Raw genomic sequence first — 13292 nt, 5'->3', positions numbered from 1 at the left:
GCCATGCTACCGGGTGGCGAAGCGCCTATCCTGGATGGATGGTCGCGGAAGGTCCCCGTGCACCGAGGAGTGAGACGTGACGGAAGACACCAAGGAGCCGCTGGGCGGTCGCCTGCTCGTCGTGGCGTTCGAGGGTTGGAACGATGCCGGCGAGGCGGCGAGCGGCGCGGTGCGCGTGCTTCGCGAGTCGCTCGCCCTCCGCCCGCTGCTCGAGATCGACCCGGAGCCCTACTACGACTACCAGTTCAACCGGCCGACTGTCGGCGTCGACGAGGACGGCAAGCGTTCGCTGACCTGGCCCGGTACCACGATCTCTGGGCCCGACCCCGAAGCGGCGAAGCCCGCGACCCCGCTGGCGGAGGACGCTGCGCTCCGGGTCAGCGAGGGCGGTGGCGACAACGTCTACGTGTTGCTCGGTGCCGAGCCCTCGCGCGGCTGGAAGGCGTTCGTCGACGAGATCCTCGCCGTGATCACCGAGCAGCGCATCACCGGCATGGTGATGCTCGGTGCGATGCTCGCCGACGTCCCGCACACGCGGCCCATCTCGGTCTTCGCCTCGAGCGAGAACGCGGAGCTGCGGCAGGCTCTGCAGCTCGAGCGCAGCACGTACGAGGGGCCGGTCGGCATTCTCAGTGTGCTGGCGGACGCCGCCGAGCGGCAGGGTGTCCAGAGTCTGTCGGTCTGGGCCTCGGTCCCCCACTACGTGCACAGCGCGCCCTCCCCGAAAGCCGTCCTGGCGCTGATCGACAAGCTCGAGGAGCTCATCGACGTCGTCATCCCCCGCGGAGCCCTCGTCGAGGAGTCCGGCGAGTGGCAGAGCGGGATCGACACGCTCGCCGCCGAAGACGAGGACATGGCCGCCTACATCCAGCAGCTGGAGCAGGCGCGCGACACCGTCGAGTCGCCCGAGGCGAGCGGCGAGGCGATCGCCAAGGAGTTCGAGCGGTACCTCCGTCGGGACGAGGGCAAGGGCGACGAGCCCTGGCGGAAGGACCGCGAGTAACCCGGTCCCATCGCCGCGGCGCGACTCCGGTGAGTCGCCGTCCTACTCAGCGCACGCCGAGGAGCGCGTCGACGGCCGACCGCGCGAGGTCGGCGTCGTCGACGCCGGTCGTCGCTGCGGCGTCGACGAGCGCGATGGCGCCCGGCGTGTCGAGGTCGTCCGCCAGGCGGACCCGCATCGCCTGCAGCAGCTCGACGGCGGAAGTGCCACCCGCGCTGTCCGTCGCGAAGGCCGAACGCCAGGTCCCGAGCCGACGATCGGCCAGGACGAGGTGCTCGTCGTGCCATTCCCAATCGCTGCGGTAGTGGTTCGCGAGGATCGCGAGCCGGATGGCCGAGGGGTCTGCTCCGTCGGCGGCCAAGCGTGAGACGAGGACGAGGTTGCCGAGGGACTTCGACATCTTGGTGCCCTCGTAGGCGACCATGCCGGCGTGGCTGAACACCTTGGCGAGCGGGCGACCGGACAGCGCTGCGGCGTGCCCGGCACTCAGATCGTGGTGCGGGAAGACGAGGTCGGAGCCGCCACCCTGGACCGTGAAGTCGGATCCGAGGTGCTGGAGGGCGATCACCGAGCACTCGATGTGCCAGCCGGGGCGCCCTTGACCGACGGGTGACTCCCAGCTCGGCTCGCCGTCGCGCGCCGCCCGCCAGAGCAGTGGATCGAAGGCGTCGCGTTTCCCGGCGCGGTCGGGGTCTCCCCCGCGCTCGGCGAAGAACGCGGCCATCGTCGCTTCGTCGAGCCCGCTCTCCGCGCCGAGGTGCCAGACGTCGTCGGCCGCGGCGCGCACGTCGAAGTAGACGTCGTCTCCGGCTGCACTGTCCGGGGTGTCGACCGTGTAGGCGACACCGCGCTCGATGAGCAGCGCGACGGCGTCGGCGATCGGTCCGATGACCTCGGTGACCGCGACGTAGTCCTCGGGGGGAAGGATGCTGAGGCGTTCCATGTCGCTTCGGAAGAGTTCGACCTGGCTCGCTGCGAGTTCGACCCAGTCGACGCCGGTCGCGGTGGCCCGCTCGAGCAGCGGGTCGTCCACGTCGGTGACGTTCTGGGCGTAGTGCACCTCGTAGCCGGCGTCCAGCCAGACGCGCTGCAGGGTGTCGTAGGCGAGGTAGCTCGACGCGTGGCCGAGGTGGGTCGCGTCGTACGGCGTGATGCCGCAGACGTACAACCGCGCCGTGCGTTCGGCGGAGGCCTCGATGAGCCCGGCGCTCGGGGTGTCCCAGAGGCACGGGGCCGTGCCGGAGCCGGGCAGCTTCGGCACGACCGGGGCGGACCAGGCCCTCACGCGTTGATCACGCCCGTGCCGAGCAGCACCAGCAGGACGACGCCGAGCACGATGCGGTAGACGACGAAGGGCAGGAAGCTGCGCTTCGAGATGTAGCTCATGAAGAAGGCGATGACCGCGAGGCCGACGACGAAGGCGATGACGGTGGCCACGAGCGTCTCGACCGGTCCGTACGGGCTCGGCTCGCCGATGCTCTTGAAGACCTGGTAGAAGCCGCTGCCGAACACCGCGGGGATCGCGAGCAGGAAGGCGTACCGCGCCGCAGCACGGCGCTCGTAGCCCATGAACAGCCCCGCCGTGATCGTGCCGCCGGAGCGGGAGACACCGGGGATGAGGGCGAGGGCCTGGGCGCCTCCGAAGATCGCGCCGTCGCCGTAGGTCAGGCTCTTCAGTCGTCGCTTCTTCGCTCCGACGGCGTCGGCGACACCGAGCAGGATGCCGAACACGATGAGCATGATCGCGACGATCCACAGTGAGCGGAAGGTCGTCTCGATCTCGTCCTGGAACAACAGGCCGAGCACGACGATGGGGACGCTGCCGATGATGATCAGCCACCCCATGCGGGCGTCGGCGTCATCCCTCGGGATCTTGCCGACGAGGGCCTTGCACCAGGAGGAGATGATGCGGACGATGTCGCGCCAGAAGAACACCACGACGGCGGCCTCGGTACCGATCTGGGTGATCGCCGTGAACGCCGCGCCAGGGTCCTTCGCCCCCGGGAGGAACTCGCCGAGGATGCGCAGGTGCGCACTCGACGAGATCGGGAGGAACTCGGTGAGTCCCTGGACGAGTCCGAGGATGATGGCGTTGATGAGGTCCACAGGGCACCTTTCTGCAGCCGGATGGCTGGTGTTCGGCCGGATCCGGCAGTCGTCGGCGGGGCGGCTCCTGGAGCGTCTCGCGGCTCGGAGGGCGCGAAGACGGACCGTGGGAAGTCAGTAGTCGAGGAGGAGGTCCGTGAGGACCTGCTTGCCAAACCCTAGCGCGTCGAGCGGCACGCGCTCGTCGACTCCGTGGAACATCGCGGGGAAGTCCAGGTGTTCCGGCAGGCGCAGCGGAGCGAAGCCGTACCCGGTGATGCCGAGGAGCGACAGCGCCTTGTTGTCGGTACCGCCGGAGAGCATGTACGGGAGCACCGGGGCGCCGGGGTCGTGGCGCCCGAGCGTCTCGACGACCGCGTCGACGAGCGGACCCGAGAACGGTGTCTCGAGGCCGATGTCGCGGTGCATGACGATGATCTCGATGTCCTCACCGACGATCTCCGCGACGCGCGCGAGCACGGCGTCCTCCTCGCCGGGCAGGGTGCGGATGTCGACGAGCGCCTCGGCGCGATCGGGGATCACGTTGTGCTTGTAGCCGGCCTGCAGCAGGGTCGGGTTGCTCGTCGTGCGCAGCGAGGCCTGGATGAAGCCGGAGGCCGTACCCGTCGCGAGGGCGAGCTCGTCCGGGCCGAGCCGTTCGGGTGTGGTGCCGAGGATGGTGGCGATCTCACGGAGCAGCTGCTCGGTGGTGTCGGTGAGTCGGACGGGCCACTCGGTGCGTCCGATGGCCGCCACCGCTTCCGCGAGGCGGGTGACGGCGTTGTCCTGCACGTAGCGGGATCCGTGGGCCGCTCGTCCGGTCGCGACCAGTTTGATCCAGACGAGGGCCTTCTCCGAGGTCTGGAGGAGGTAGGAGCGGCGTCCGCCGAACGTGATCGAGTACCCGCCGACCTCGCTGATCGCCTCGGTCGCGCCGGCGAAGAGCTCGGGTCGTTCCGTCACGAGGTGGTGCGAGCCGAACACACCGCCGTTCTCCTCGTCCGAGAACATCGCGATCACGAGGTCGCGTTCCGGGCGGCGGCCGCTGTCGAGGATCTCGCGGAGCGACGCGAGGATCATCGCGTCCATGTTCTTCATGTCGACGGCCCCGCGTCCCCACAGCAGGCCGTCCTTGATCTCGCCGCCGAAGGGGTCCACCGACCAGTTCGCAGGGTCGGCGGGCACCACGTCGAGGTGTCCGTGTACGACGAGCGCCGGCTTCTCGGGGTTCGCACCGGCGACCCGCGCGACCACGCTGGTCCGGCCCGGAGCGGCGTCGATCAGCTCCGGCTCCAGACCGAGGTCGCGGAGGTACGCCTCGACATATTCGGCGGCCTCCGTCTCGCCGTTGGAGCGGCCCTCACCGTAGTTCGTCGTGTCCATGCGGATGAGGTCCCGCGCGATCCGCGTGGTCTCGTCGAGCGTGAGGTCGGATGCGTCTGAGCCGGAGGTCATGGTTCCACGCTACCCGTCGGCCCTGACCGCTGCACCTCTCCCCCGTTCTGCGCGGTCGGCGCACGGCCGGAAGCCGTCGAGAAGATCCTCTGGCGGTACGAGGTGGTGAACGGCTGTCGAAATCCGTGCTAGAGTTTCTTCTCGTGCCCAGCGAAAGCCGGACACGATCACAACACGCGCGGGTGGCGGAAATGGCAGACGCGCTAGCTTGAGGTGCTAGTGCCCTTACGGGCGTGGGGGTTCAAGTCCCCCTTCGCGCACACCGTGTTGAGACGGCGAACGGCCGGAGCGAAAGCTCCGGCCGTTCTTGTTTTTCCGCCGGACTCCACGACACGCCGACACCCGAGATCGTCTTCGGCCAGAGCGAAATCCGGCGCACCTCCGCCGGTCCCAGAGCCTGCACCGCCGGTCCCTGAGCATCCTCCGCCGGTCCCTGAGCCTGTCGAAGGGTGGTCGGAGCAGGGGCCCTCGTGGGCACTTCGACAAGCTCAGTGACCGGGAGAGCTCCGTCCGGAACACGCCGGTCCCTGAGCCTGTCGAAGGGCAGCTCCGGCGGGCTGACCGCGATGCAGGAGAACGCGCGCGCGAGAAGAAGCGCTGTCCTCAGTGCCCGTGGCCCAGGCGCCGACGGAGCAGGTCGATGCGCGACTGCAGCTGCGTCACGCTCGCCTGTGCCACGGCGGGGCCGCCGCAGACGCGTCGCAGTTCGGCGTGCACGAGTCCGTGCGGCTCCTTCGTGTGCTTGGCGTAGAGGCCGACCAGGGTGTTGAGCACCTGGCGCTGCTCCTTGAGGGTGCGGTAGAGCGGAGCGGGGATGTCCGCCTGCGGACTCGGCGAGGCGGCGTTCTTGTCGACGAACGCCCCGCGCTTGGCCTGGCGGCTCTGGCGCTGCACGAGCAGCTCGTGCACCTGTTCAGGCTCGAGGAGCCCGGGGAACCCGATGAAGTCGAACTCCTCCTCGGTGCCCGGCTGGGCGAGCTCGCCGAACTCGTCGCCGTCGAACACCACCCGGTCGAAGTGCGCGTCCGAGGAGACGGCCTGCCAGGTGAACTCCTCGAGGAGTGAGTCGGAAGCCTTGTCCTCGCGCTCCGCGGCCGCCATCATCGCGTCCTCCGGGTTGAAGAGGTCGCCCTCCGCGTCCGGGTCGCTCGGGCGGTCGAGTGCGTGGTCGCGTTCGAGCTCGAGTTTCTCAGCGAGGGCCATCAGGTTCGGCACGTTCGGGAGGAAGATGCTGGCGATCTCGCCGCGTCGACGTGCCCGGACGAATCGCCCGATCGCCTGCGCGAAGAACAGCGGCGTGGCGGACGACGTCGCGTAGACGCCGACGGCGAGTCGTGGGACGTCCACGCCTTCCGACACCATGCGGACCGCGACCATCCAGCGCTTGGTGTTCCCCGAGAAGTCGGCGATCCGGTCGCTGGCCTCCTTCTCGTCGGAGAGGACGATCGTGGGCTGCTCCCCCGTCAGCTCGTGCAGGATGGCGGCGTAGGCTCGCGCGGTCGTCTGGTCGGTGGCGATCACGAGTCCGCCGGCGTCGGGGACCGCTTGACGGACCTCGGACAGTCGGAGGTCAGCGGACTTCAGGACCGCCGGGATCCAGTCACCCTGGGGGTCGAGGGCGGTGCGCCAGGCCGCGGAGGTGATGTCCTTCGTGTTGCCCTCGCCGAGGCGGGCCTCCATCTCGTCGCCGGCCTTGGTCCGCCAGCGCATGTGGCCGGCGTAGACCATGAAGAGCACCGGACGGACGACCCCGTCCTGGAGTGCTCGACCGTACCCGTAGTTGTAGTCGGTGACGGAGGTCCGGATGCCCTGGTGATCCGGCTGGTAGACCACGAACGGGATCGGTGCCGTGTCTGACCGGAACGGGGTCCCGGTCAGGGACAGGCGACGAGTCGCCCGCGAGAAGGCCTCGTGGATGCCGTCGCCCCAGCTCAGGGCGTCGCCGCCGTGGTGGACCTCGTCGAGGATGACGAGGGTGCGACCCGAATCGGTCGTGCGCTGATGCACGGGCGGGTTCGCCGCGACCTGGGCGTAGGTGACCGCGACACCGTGGTAGTGGCGGCCGAAGACCTGATCGCGGTTCGCGAAGTTCGGGTCGAGGCGGATGCCGACCCGGCTCGCGGCCTCGGCCCACTGGCGCTTCAGATGATCGGTCGGGGCGACGACCGTGATGCGGTCGATCGTTCCGCGATGGAGGAGTTCGGAGGCGAGCCGCAGCGCGAACGTCGTCTTGCCTGCGCCCGGTGTCGCCGCCGCGAGGAAGTCACGGGGTTCGGTCGTGAAGTACTGCTCGAGCGCCTCGGCCTGCCAGGCTCGAAGTTTGCTCGCCGTGCCCCACGCTGCGCGTTCCGGGAAGGCCGGTGAGAGGTGTTCGGCTGCGGACCCGCCCAGGTGCTGGGTCGAAGAGATTTCCGCGTTCACTGGAGACCACTGTACCCGGCCGCACCGACACCGCCGACCATCGTGTGCGTCCCCGACACCCATCCGGATGTCCGACTCGCGACTGATCCGCCAGCCGAGGGGCGGGCGTACGCTGGAGGTTCCGGATGCACAGCAGGAGGAACCACCCATGACCGAACAGCACCATCCCTGGTCGCGGTACGTCGCCATCGGCGACTCGTTCACGGAGGGGATCGGCGATCCCGAGCCGGGGGCGCCGGGCGGGCACCGCGGATGGGCCGATCGCGTCGCCGAGGTGCTGGCCGCGCAGAACTCGGACTTCGCCTACGCCAACCTCGCGGTGCGCGGCAAGCTCGCTCAGCAGATCCTCGACGACCAGGTGGAGCCGGCCCTGGAGCTGCACCCGGACCTCATCACGATCTCGGCGGGCGGCAACGACGTGATCCGGCCCGGCACCGACCCCGACGACATCGCCAGACGACTCGAGCAGGCGATCATCCGACTCCGGAGCGACGGAGCGACGGTCGTGCTGTTCACCGGCGTGGACGTCGGCTTCTCCCCCGTCTTCCGGAGCATCCGCGGCAAGGTCGCGATCTACAACGAGAACCTGCGGGCCATCGCCGCCCGACACGACTGCATCATCGCCGACCAGTGGGCCCTCCAGGCGATCCAGGATCCGCGGATGTGGGCACCGGACCGCCTACACCTGAACGCGCTCGGCCACCACGAGGTCGCCCGCCTCGTCCTGCACGCGCTGAACGTCGAGAACGACCTCAAGCCGCTGCAGCCGGAGCCGCTCCCCGTCAGGCGTTGGCGTCAGGCCCGGACCGAGGACTTCGCCTGGGCGCGCGAGTACCTCGTGCCGTGGGTGCTCCGTCGGGTGCGGCACCAGTCGTCCGGCGACCACATCACCGCCAAGCGACCGCTCGCCGGCCCGTTCCTCACGGTCGCAGCGCAGGACCAGGAACTCGACGTCTGACCGTCCGGCCGATCACCCGGGCTCCGGCGTCTGCTGCGGTCACGGGTTGGTCAGGCGCCACCAGGGCGTGACCGGCGCGACGTCCGCGTCGAGGGCCAGCGGGACGTCGATCGTCGCCGCGCCGCCCTCCGCGCCCGCCCCCACGGTGTAGCTGAGCTTCCCGACCGTCGAACCGGCGGCACCCGCGTCGATGGCTCTGGCGCGGCTCTCGACCGTGATCGGGGTGTCCTGCCAGACGAGCACGGAGGCGTCGGACGCCACGACGACCTTCGCGGCCTGATCCCATGCGGTCGAGTACGAGCCGACCGATTGCCCGGCGGTGGCGAGCTGGACCTGGTGGAATCCGGCCGGCACGCTCTGCAACAGGGAGACCACGGCCTCGTTGAGCACGGTGTGGTCGTCGGCGCCGAGGATGACGCCGACGACGGTCACCGTCCGCCCCTCCACCTGGAGGTCGGCGGAGAACAGCAGGCAGGCGCCGGAGGCGTCGTCGGTCCCCGTCTTCATGCCGGTCACCCCGTACTGGCCGAGGAGGGCGTTCGTGTTCTCGACCTCGCCGATGGCGGGCAGCACCGCGGTGGGCTCCTTGACGATCGACGAGAGCACCGGGTCGGCGAGCACGAGCTTGCCGATGGTCACGAGGTCGCTCGGGGTGCTGACGTTCGTCTCGCCCAGCCCGCTCGTGTTCGTGACGGTCGTTCCCGTCAGCCCACGTGCATCGAGCCAAGCGCGCGCCGCGTCGAGGTACGCGTCGACCGAACCGAAGGCCCAGACGGCGAGGGAGATGCTGTAGTTGTTCGCCGACGGGAGGAGCAGTGCTTCGAGCATCTGCCGCTGGGTGAACACCGACCCGGCGACGACGGGTGCCGCTGAACCGTTCTCCGCGATGGTGTCGTAGTAGAACCCGACGTCGGCGTCGGTCAGCGTGATGGACGGGCCCTGATCCCCCGCGGCGAGCGGCTTGGCCTCCAGCACGACGAGGGAGGTGATCGTCTTCGTGATGCTCGCGATGGGGAACGGCGTCTGCTCGCCACTCGAACTCAGGACGCCGTCGAACCCGACGGCACCGATGGCGCCCCGACCGAACCCTGGCCAGGCGACCGGTGTGGTCTGCTGGACGAGCGAGGTGGTGAGGGCGTCGCTGGATTCGAGCGTCGCGGCCGCGGCCGGCACCGGTCGGAGCAGCGCGCCAGCGCTGTAGCCGAACAGCCCGATGAGGAGGGCGAGGACGCCGAAGACGGCGAGACGGCGGCGGCGGTAGATCTGTCGTCTCGTGAGTGGCACCCGGTCATGCTACCCGGCGCTCCTGCGCGTACCCTGTCGCGACGTGCCGCCGACCGGGCGTCCTCGAGCAGCGTGGGACCGTGGTCAGCGGACCCGGAGCTCCCAGAGGGCGACGGCACTGGCCGACGCGACGTTCAGCGAGTCGACGCCGTGGAGCATCGGGATGGTCACGATCGTGTCGGCGGCGGCGAGGGCCGAGGCGCTCAGACCGTCGCCCTCGGCGCCGAGCACGATGGCGAGCCGTTCCGGCGCGGTTCGAGCATAGGTGTCGAGGTCCACGGCGTCGTCGGCCAAGGCGAGGGCGGCCGTCTCGAAGCCGGCATCCCGCAGGACGCCGGAAGCGACGTCCCATTCCGGCAGGCGGGTCCACGGCACCTGCAGGACCGTGCCCATGCTGACGCGGACGCTTCGACGGTACAGCGGGTCGGCGCAGCGCGGGGTGATCAGGACCGCGTCGGCACCGAGGCCGGCGACGGAGCGGAAGATGGCGCCGACATTGGTGTGGTCGACGATGTCCTCGAGGATGACCACCCGGCGGGCGTCGGCGAGGAGCTCGGCGGGGTCGGCGAGCGGTGGGCGGTGCATCGCCGCGAGCGCTCCCCGGTGCAGGTGGAAGCCCGTCAGCTGCTCGAGGAGTGCGGGCTCGCCGACGAAGACCGGGACGTCGTGGCCCTCGAGGAGTGGCGAGACGTCCTCGAGCCACTTCTCCTGCAGCAGGACCGATCGCGGTCGGTGCCCGGCGCGCAGCGCACGTTCCATGACCTTCGTCGACTCGGCGATGTACAGGCCACCCGCGGGTTCGGACACCCGGCGGAGGGCGACGTCCGTCAGTCGCGCGTAGTCGTCGAGTCGTCCGTCGTCGAGATCGGTGATCCTGATGACCTGCATGGGAGACGTCCTCTCGACGCGATGTTCGACCTCCACCTTGCCAGAGTGGGAACACGATCGAAAACGAGGCCGTTTAGACTCAGGGGAAGCGATGGCCTGGAGCACTCCGATCATCGCGGACGGATGGACGGAGCAGGCATGAGCACGCTGATCGCAGCAGGGGATCCCGCTGACGAGACGGCCGAGGCCGGGCTCGAACGGGCGATCGAGCTGCTCGCGGACCGCCGTGTCGCCTTCCTCACCGGGGCCGGCGTGAGCACGGACTCCGGCATCCCCGACTACCGGGGCCAGGGTGCTCCGGTGCGGACCCCCATGACGGTCGACCAGTTCCTGTCCAACGACGACGCCGCGCGCAAACGCTACTGGGCCGGCAGCCACCTCGGGTGGAAGCGGTTCGACGGTGCTCGCCCGAACGCCGGCCACCGGGCCATCGCGCTCCTCGAGGAGGCAGGCATCGCCGACGGCGTCATCACGCAGAACGTCGACGGCCTCCACGTCAGGGCCGGCTCGCGCCGCGTCGTCGACCTGCACGGGTCGATGGACCGCGTCAGCTGTCTCTCCTGCGGGCAGAGTTACGCCAGGTCGAGCATCGCGGAGCGCATGACGGACCTGAACCCGTGGCTCGACACCGAGACGGACGTGACGATCAACCCGGACGGCGATGCCGAGGTCGGGCGCGTGGACGAGATCGTCGTCCCCGTGTGCACGGTCTGCGGTGGCATGTTGAAGCCGGACGTGGTCTTCTTCGGCGAGTTCATCCCGACGGAGAAGTACGCCGAGGCGGCAGCACTCGTGCGCGGCGCCGACGCACTCGTGATCGCCGGCTCCTCCCTCGTGGTCAACTCGGGGATCCGGCTCCTCGAACTCGCCCGCCGGAAGCGGTTGCCGATCGTCGTCATCAACCGCGGCGTCACGAAGGCGGACGGCCGCGCGGACGTGAAGCTCGACGCTGGTGCCAGTGAGACGCTCACCGGGATCGCCGCTCGCCTGGTCCCGTCCGCCTTCACGAGCGTCGTCTCGCAGGAGGCGACCGACGCCTGACGCCTCAGGCGTCGGTGCGGTCGTCCGCGAGGAACGCGGTGAGGCGCTGCGCCGCGTCGTGCGGCTCCTCGTAGTGGATGAGGTGTCCGACGCCCGGGATGACGTGCAGCTGCGCGTCGGCGAACCGCTTCGCGAGCGCGTACTGCGCGGCCACGGGCGTGATGTCGTCACGCTCGGCGGCGATGAGCAGCGTGCGGCTCGGGATCCGGTCGGCGTACTCGCTGACGTCGTGGCTGACCGAGGCGGTGAACGACTCGAGGACGACCTCCCGGTCGGCGAAGGCGCTGAAGTACTGGTCGTGCTGGGCGTGGATCCACCGACGGAGCGTCGGGTCCTTCGTCTTCGACATCGCGACGCTCATGATGCGCACGACACCCTTGTTCCGGAGGAAGGCGAATCCCAGGCGTTTCGGGAGCTTCGCGGACGACCAGTAGTAGAAGACCGCGAGCCTCGTCAGGACACCTCGAGGACCCTGGAGCGCCGGGGCGGCGATCGGGTTCACGAGGATGAGGTCATCCGGTCGGAGTCCCCCGGCGACGGCGGCGCTCGACACGATCGAGCCGAACGAGTGCCCGAGCAGGACGACACGGCCGGTCAGGTGCAGTTCCTCGATGAACCGTCCCAGCCAGGCGGCGTACCCCTCGACGGAGTGGGTGGCCTCCGGGAAGGGAGCCGAGCTGCCGAAGCCGGGGAGGTCCGGAGCGATGATCCGGAACCCGGAGAGCTGCGCGACGACCGGTTCGAGGCCGTGGTGGTCACCCCGGAACCCGTGCACCATGACGATCGTCGTCGACGCCTCGTGGTCGCCGTAGTCCCAGAACCGGGTCTCGGCTCCGTCCACGATGAGCGAGCGCTCCCGGACGGGGATGCGGTCGAGCTGGTCGGCGTACGGTGATTCGACGGGCATCCACTCAGTCTAGGCAGTCCGGCTCCGCGTTCACCCGACGACGCGGACCGTGCCGCCCCGGCGTGGCACAGGACCCTGTCGGAGGTGCGTCATAGGGTGAAGGCGTGAACACGGTCGATGCGAATCCCCACTGGACGGACCGCCTGGCGGTCTTCGATCTCGAGACGACGGGCATCGAGGTGGAGACGAGTCGCATCGTGACCGCCTTCGTCGGTGTCATCACCGCGGACGGTTCGGTCGAACGTTCGTGGTCGTGGATGGCCGATCCCGGGGTCGAGATCCCCGCTCGCGCCGCCGAGATCCACGGCGTCACGACGGAGCGGGCCCGGGCGGAGGGGCGTCCGGCGCCGGCCGTCGTCGGAGAGATCGTCGCCGTCCTCACCGAGCTGTTCGCCGCGCGGACCCCGGTGGTCGCCTACAACGCTCCGTACGACTTCTCCCTCCTGCACTTCGAGGCGGAGCGACACGGGGTGACGTCGATCGCCGACCCGTCCCCCGTCGTCGACCCGCTGATCCTCGACCGGCGGCTCGACACCTTCCGGCGCGGCAAGCGGACGCTCGAGGTCGTCGCCGCCCTACACGGCGTTCCGCTCGAGGGTGCGCATGACGCGGGGGTGGACGCCGTCGCCGCCGGACGCGTCGCTCAAGCCATCGGTCGGCTTCATGCCGACGCCCTGCCGACGAGCGTCGACGAGTTGCACGAGGCCCAGCGGACCTGGTCGCTCGAGCAGGCGGAGAGCTTCCAGTCCTACATGCGCCGCGTGCGCGATCCCGAGTTCGTCGCCGACGGTGCTTGGCCCATCCGCACGGGACGCCCTGCCGCCCGACCCGAGGCGCCGATCATCGTCCCAGCGGACCAGCTGCCCATCGGCATCTGAGCTGTACGGCTCGCCACGACGACGAACGCCCCGATCCGAGGATCGGGGCGTTCGTGTATTCCAGCTGAAGGACTACTTGCCGAAGCCCTTGAAGCGCTGGTTGAACTTCTCGACGCGACCGGCGGAGTCCATGATGCGCTGCTTGCCCGTGTAGAACGGGTGCGACTCGGACGAGATCTCCACGTCGATCACCGGGTAGGTGACGCCGTCGAGGTCGATCGTCTTGCCCGACGAGACCGTCGAGCGCGTGAGGAACGTCGCGCCGGAGGCGAGGTCGCGGAAGACGACGGCTTCGTACGTGGGGTGGATGTCAGATTTCATCAGCAGTCCTTGTTGAGTGGATGGTGTGGGTAGTACCCGCGCTCGGAACTC

The 13292-nt window shown here is 69.6% G+C and carries 12 protein-coding genes and 1 tRNA gene; 5 read left to right on the top strand and 8 right to left on the bottom strand.

Annotation, left to right across the window (positions count from 1 at the left end; translation table 11 throughout):
- Positions 1-76: 76 nt before the first annotated feature.
- Positions 77-1003, top strand: a complete 927-nt coding sequence (locus tag IFR14_RS11750; protein ID WP_191941123.1) for a proteasome assembly chaperone family protein — start codon at positions 77-79, stop codon at positions 1001-1003.
- A gap of 46 nt (positions 1004-1049) precedes the next feature.
- Here IFR14_RS11750 and mshC read toward each other — a convergent pair whose 3' ends face one another.
- The 3 genes from mshC to IFR14_RS11735 all read right to left on the bottom strand — a co-directional run bounded on the left by mshC (position 1050) and on the right by IFR14_RS11735 (position 4543).
- On the bottom strand, positions 1050-2288 hold the full coding sequence (gene mshC, locus IFR14_RS11745; RefSeq protein ID WP_086473244.1) for a cysteine--1-D-myo-inosityl 2-amino-2-deoxy-alpha-D-glucopyranoside ligase: 1239 nt from the start codon (positions 2286-2288) through the stop codon (positions 1050-1052).
- Complete coding sequence (locus IFR14_RS11740; RefSeq protein WP_086473245.1) at positions 2285-3109, bottom strand: undecaprenyl-diphosphate phosphatase; 825 nt, start codon at positions 3107-3109, stop codon at positions 2285-2287. Before IFR14_RS11740 ends, mshC begins: the two co-directional genes overlap by 4 nt.
- A 114-nt stretch (positions 3110-3223) precedes the next feature.
- Positions 3224-4543, bottom strand: a complete 1320-nt coding sequence (locus IFR14_RS11735) for a M20/M25/M40 family metallo-hydrolase (RefSeq protein ID WP_086473246.1) — start codon at positions 4541-4543, stop codon at positions 3224-3226.
- A 176-nt stretch (positions 4544-4719) separates the two neighbouring features.
- Between IFR14_RS11735 and IFR14_RS11730 the strand changes: the two genes are divergently transcribed.
- Positions 4720-4803, top strand: a tRNA-Leu gene (locus tag IFR14_RS11730).
- Positions 4804-5146: 343 nt separating this feature from the next.
- Here IFR14_RS11730 and IFR14_RS11725 read toward each other — a convergent pair.
- Positions 5147-6964, bottom strand: a complete 1818-nt coding sequence (locus IFR14_RS11725; protein ID WP_240043850.1) for a DEAD/DEAH box helicase — start codon at positions 6962-6964, stop codon at positions 5147-5149.
- A gap of 148 nt (positions 6965-7112) precedes the next feature.
- Here IFR14_RS11725 and IFR14_RS11720 point away from each other — a divergent pair, with 148 nt between their 5' ends.
- Positions 7113-7922 carry an SGNH/GDSL hydrolase family protein gene (locus IFR14_RS11720; RefSeq protein WP_079705978.1) on the top strand — a complete coding sequence of 270 codons (810 nt, stop codon included), beginning with the start codon at positions 7113-7115 and terminating at the stop codon, positions 7920-7922.
- A gap of 39 nt (positions 7923-7961) precedes the next feature.
- Here the strand turns inward: IFR14_RS11720 and IFR14_RS11715 are convergent, their stop codons facing one another.
- Together IFR14_RS11715 and IFR14_RS11710 are read right to left on the bottom strand one after the other, a co-directional pair.
- The gene (locus IFR14_RS11715; RefSeq protein WP_191941122.1) at positions 7962-9206 is read right to left on the bottom strand and encodes a D-alanyl-D-alanine carboxypeptidase; all 1245 of its coding nucleotides are present in this window, start codon (positions 9204-9206) and stop codon (positions 7962-7964) included.
- Between the two features lie 84 nt (positions 9207-9290).
- Complete coding sequence (locus tag IFR14_RS11710; RefSeq protein WP_191941121.1) at positions 9291-10094, bottom strand: TrmH family RNA methyltransferase; 804 nt, start codon at positions 10092-10094, stop codon at positions 9291-9293.
- A gap of 138 nt (positions 10095-10232) precedes the next feature.
- Between IFR14_RS11710 and IFR14_RS11705 the strand changes: the two genes are divergently transcribed.
- Entirely contained in the window at positions 10233-11135 is a 903-nt protein-coding gene (locus IFR14_RS11705; RefSeq protein ID WP_079705976.1) for a Sir2 family NAD-dependent protein deacetylase, read from the top strand.
- Positions 11136-11139: 4 nt separating this feature from the next.
- On the opposite strand, the gene IFR14_RS11700 is transcribed toward IFR14_RS11705, so the two are convergent.
- Positions 11140-12042 (bottom strand): alpha/beta fold hydrolase, encoded by a 903-nt coding sequence (locus tag IFR14_RS11700; protein ID WP_137241650.1) that lies wholly within the window; start codon positions 12040-12042, stop codon positions 11140-11142.
- Positions 12043-12146: 104 nt separating this feature from the next.
- Between IFR14_RS11700 and IFR14_RS11695 the strand changes: the two genes are divergently transcribed.
- Positions 12147-12920, top strand: a complete 774-nt coding sequence (locus tag IFR14_RS11695; RefSeq protein ID WP_191941120.1) for an exonuclease domain-containing protein — start codon at positions 12147-12149, stop codon at positions 12918-12920.
- A gap of 72 nt (positions 12921-12992) precedes the next feature.
- On the opposite strand, the gene IFR14_RS11690 is transcribed toward IFR14_RS11695, so the two are convergent.
- The gene (locus IFR14_RS11690) at positions 12993-13241 is read right to left on the bottom strand and encodes a type B 50S ribosomal protein L31 (RefSeq protein WP_056005588.1); all 249 of its coding nucleotides are present in this window, start codon (positions 13239-13241) and stop codon (positions 12993-12995) included.
- Positions 13242-13292: the final 51 nt, after the last annotated feature.

This window comes from Plantibacter sp. CFBP 8775 (assembly GCF_014839505.1).
GTDB lineage: Bacteria > Actinomycetota > Actinomycetes > Actinomycetales > Microbacteriaceae > Plantibacter > Plantibacter auratus.
This window is presented reverse-complemented; position numbering and strand designations above follow the sequence as displayed.

Coding starts and splice junctions, on each gene's coding strand:
- IFR14_RS11735 (WP_086473246.1), bottom strand. CDS start 4,543: ATGACCTCCGGCTCAGACGCATCCGACCTCACGCTCGACGAGACCACG.
- IFR14_RS11720 (WP_079705978.1), top strand. CDS start 7,113: ATGACCGAACAGCACCATCCCTGGTCGCGGTACGTCGCCATCGGCGAC.
- IFR14_RS11710 (WP_191941121.1), bottom strand. CDS start 10,094: ATGCAGGTCATCAGGATCACCGATCTCGACGACGGACGACTCGACGAC.
- IFR14_RS11705 (WP_079705976.1), top strand. CDS start 10,233: ATGAGCACGCTGATCGCAGCAGGGGATCCCGCTGACGAGACGGCCGAG.
- IFR14_RS11700 (WP_137241650.1), bottom strand. CDS start 12,042: ATGCCCGTCGAATCACCGTACGCCGACCAGCTCGACCGCATCCCCGTC.
- IFR14_RS11690 (WP_056005588.1), bottom strand. CDS start 13,241: ATGAAATCTGACATCCACCCCACGTACGAAGCCGTCGTCTTCCGCGAC.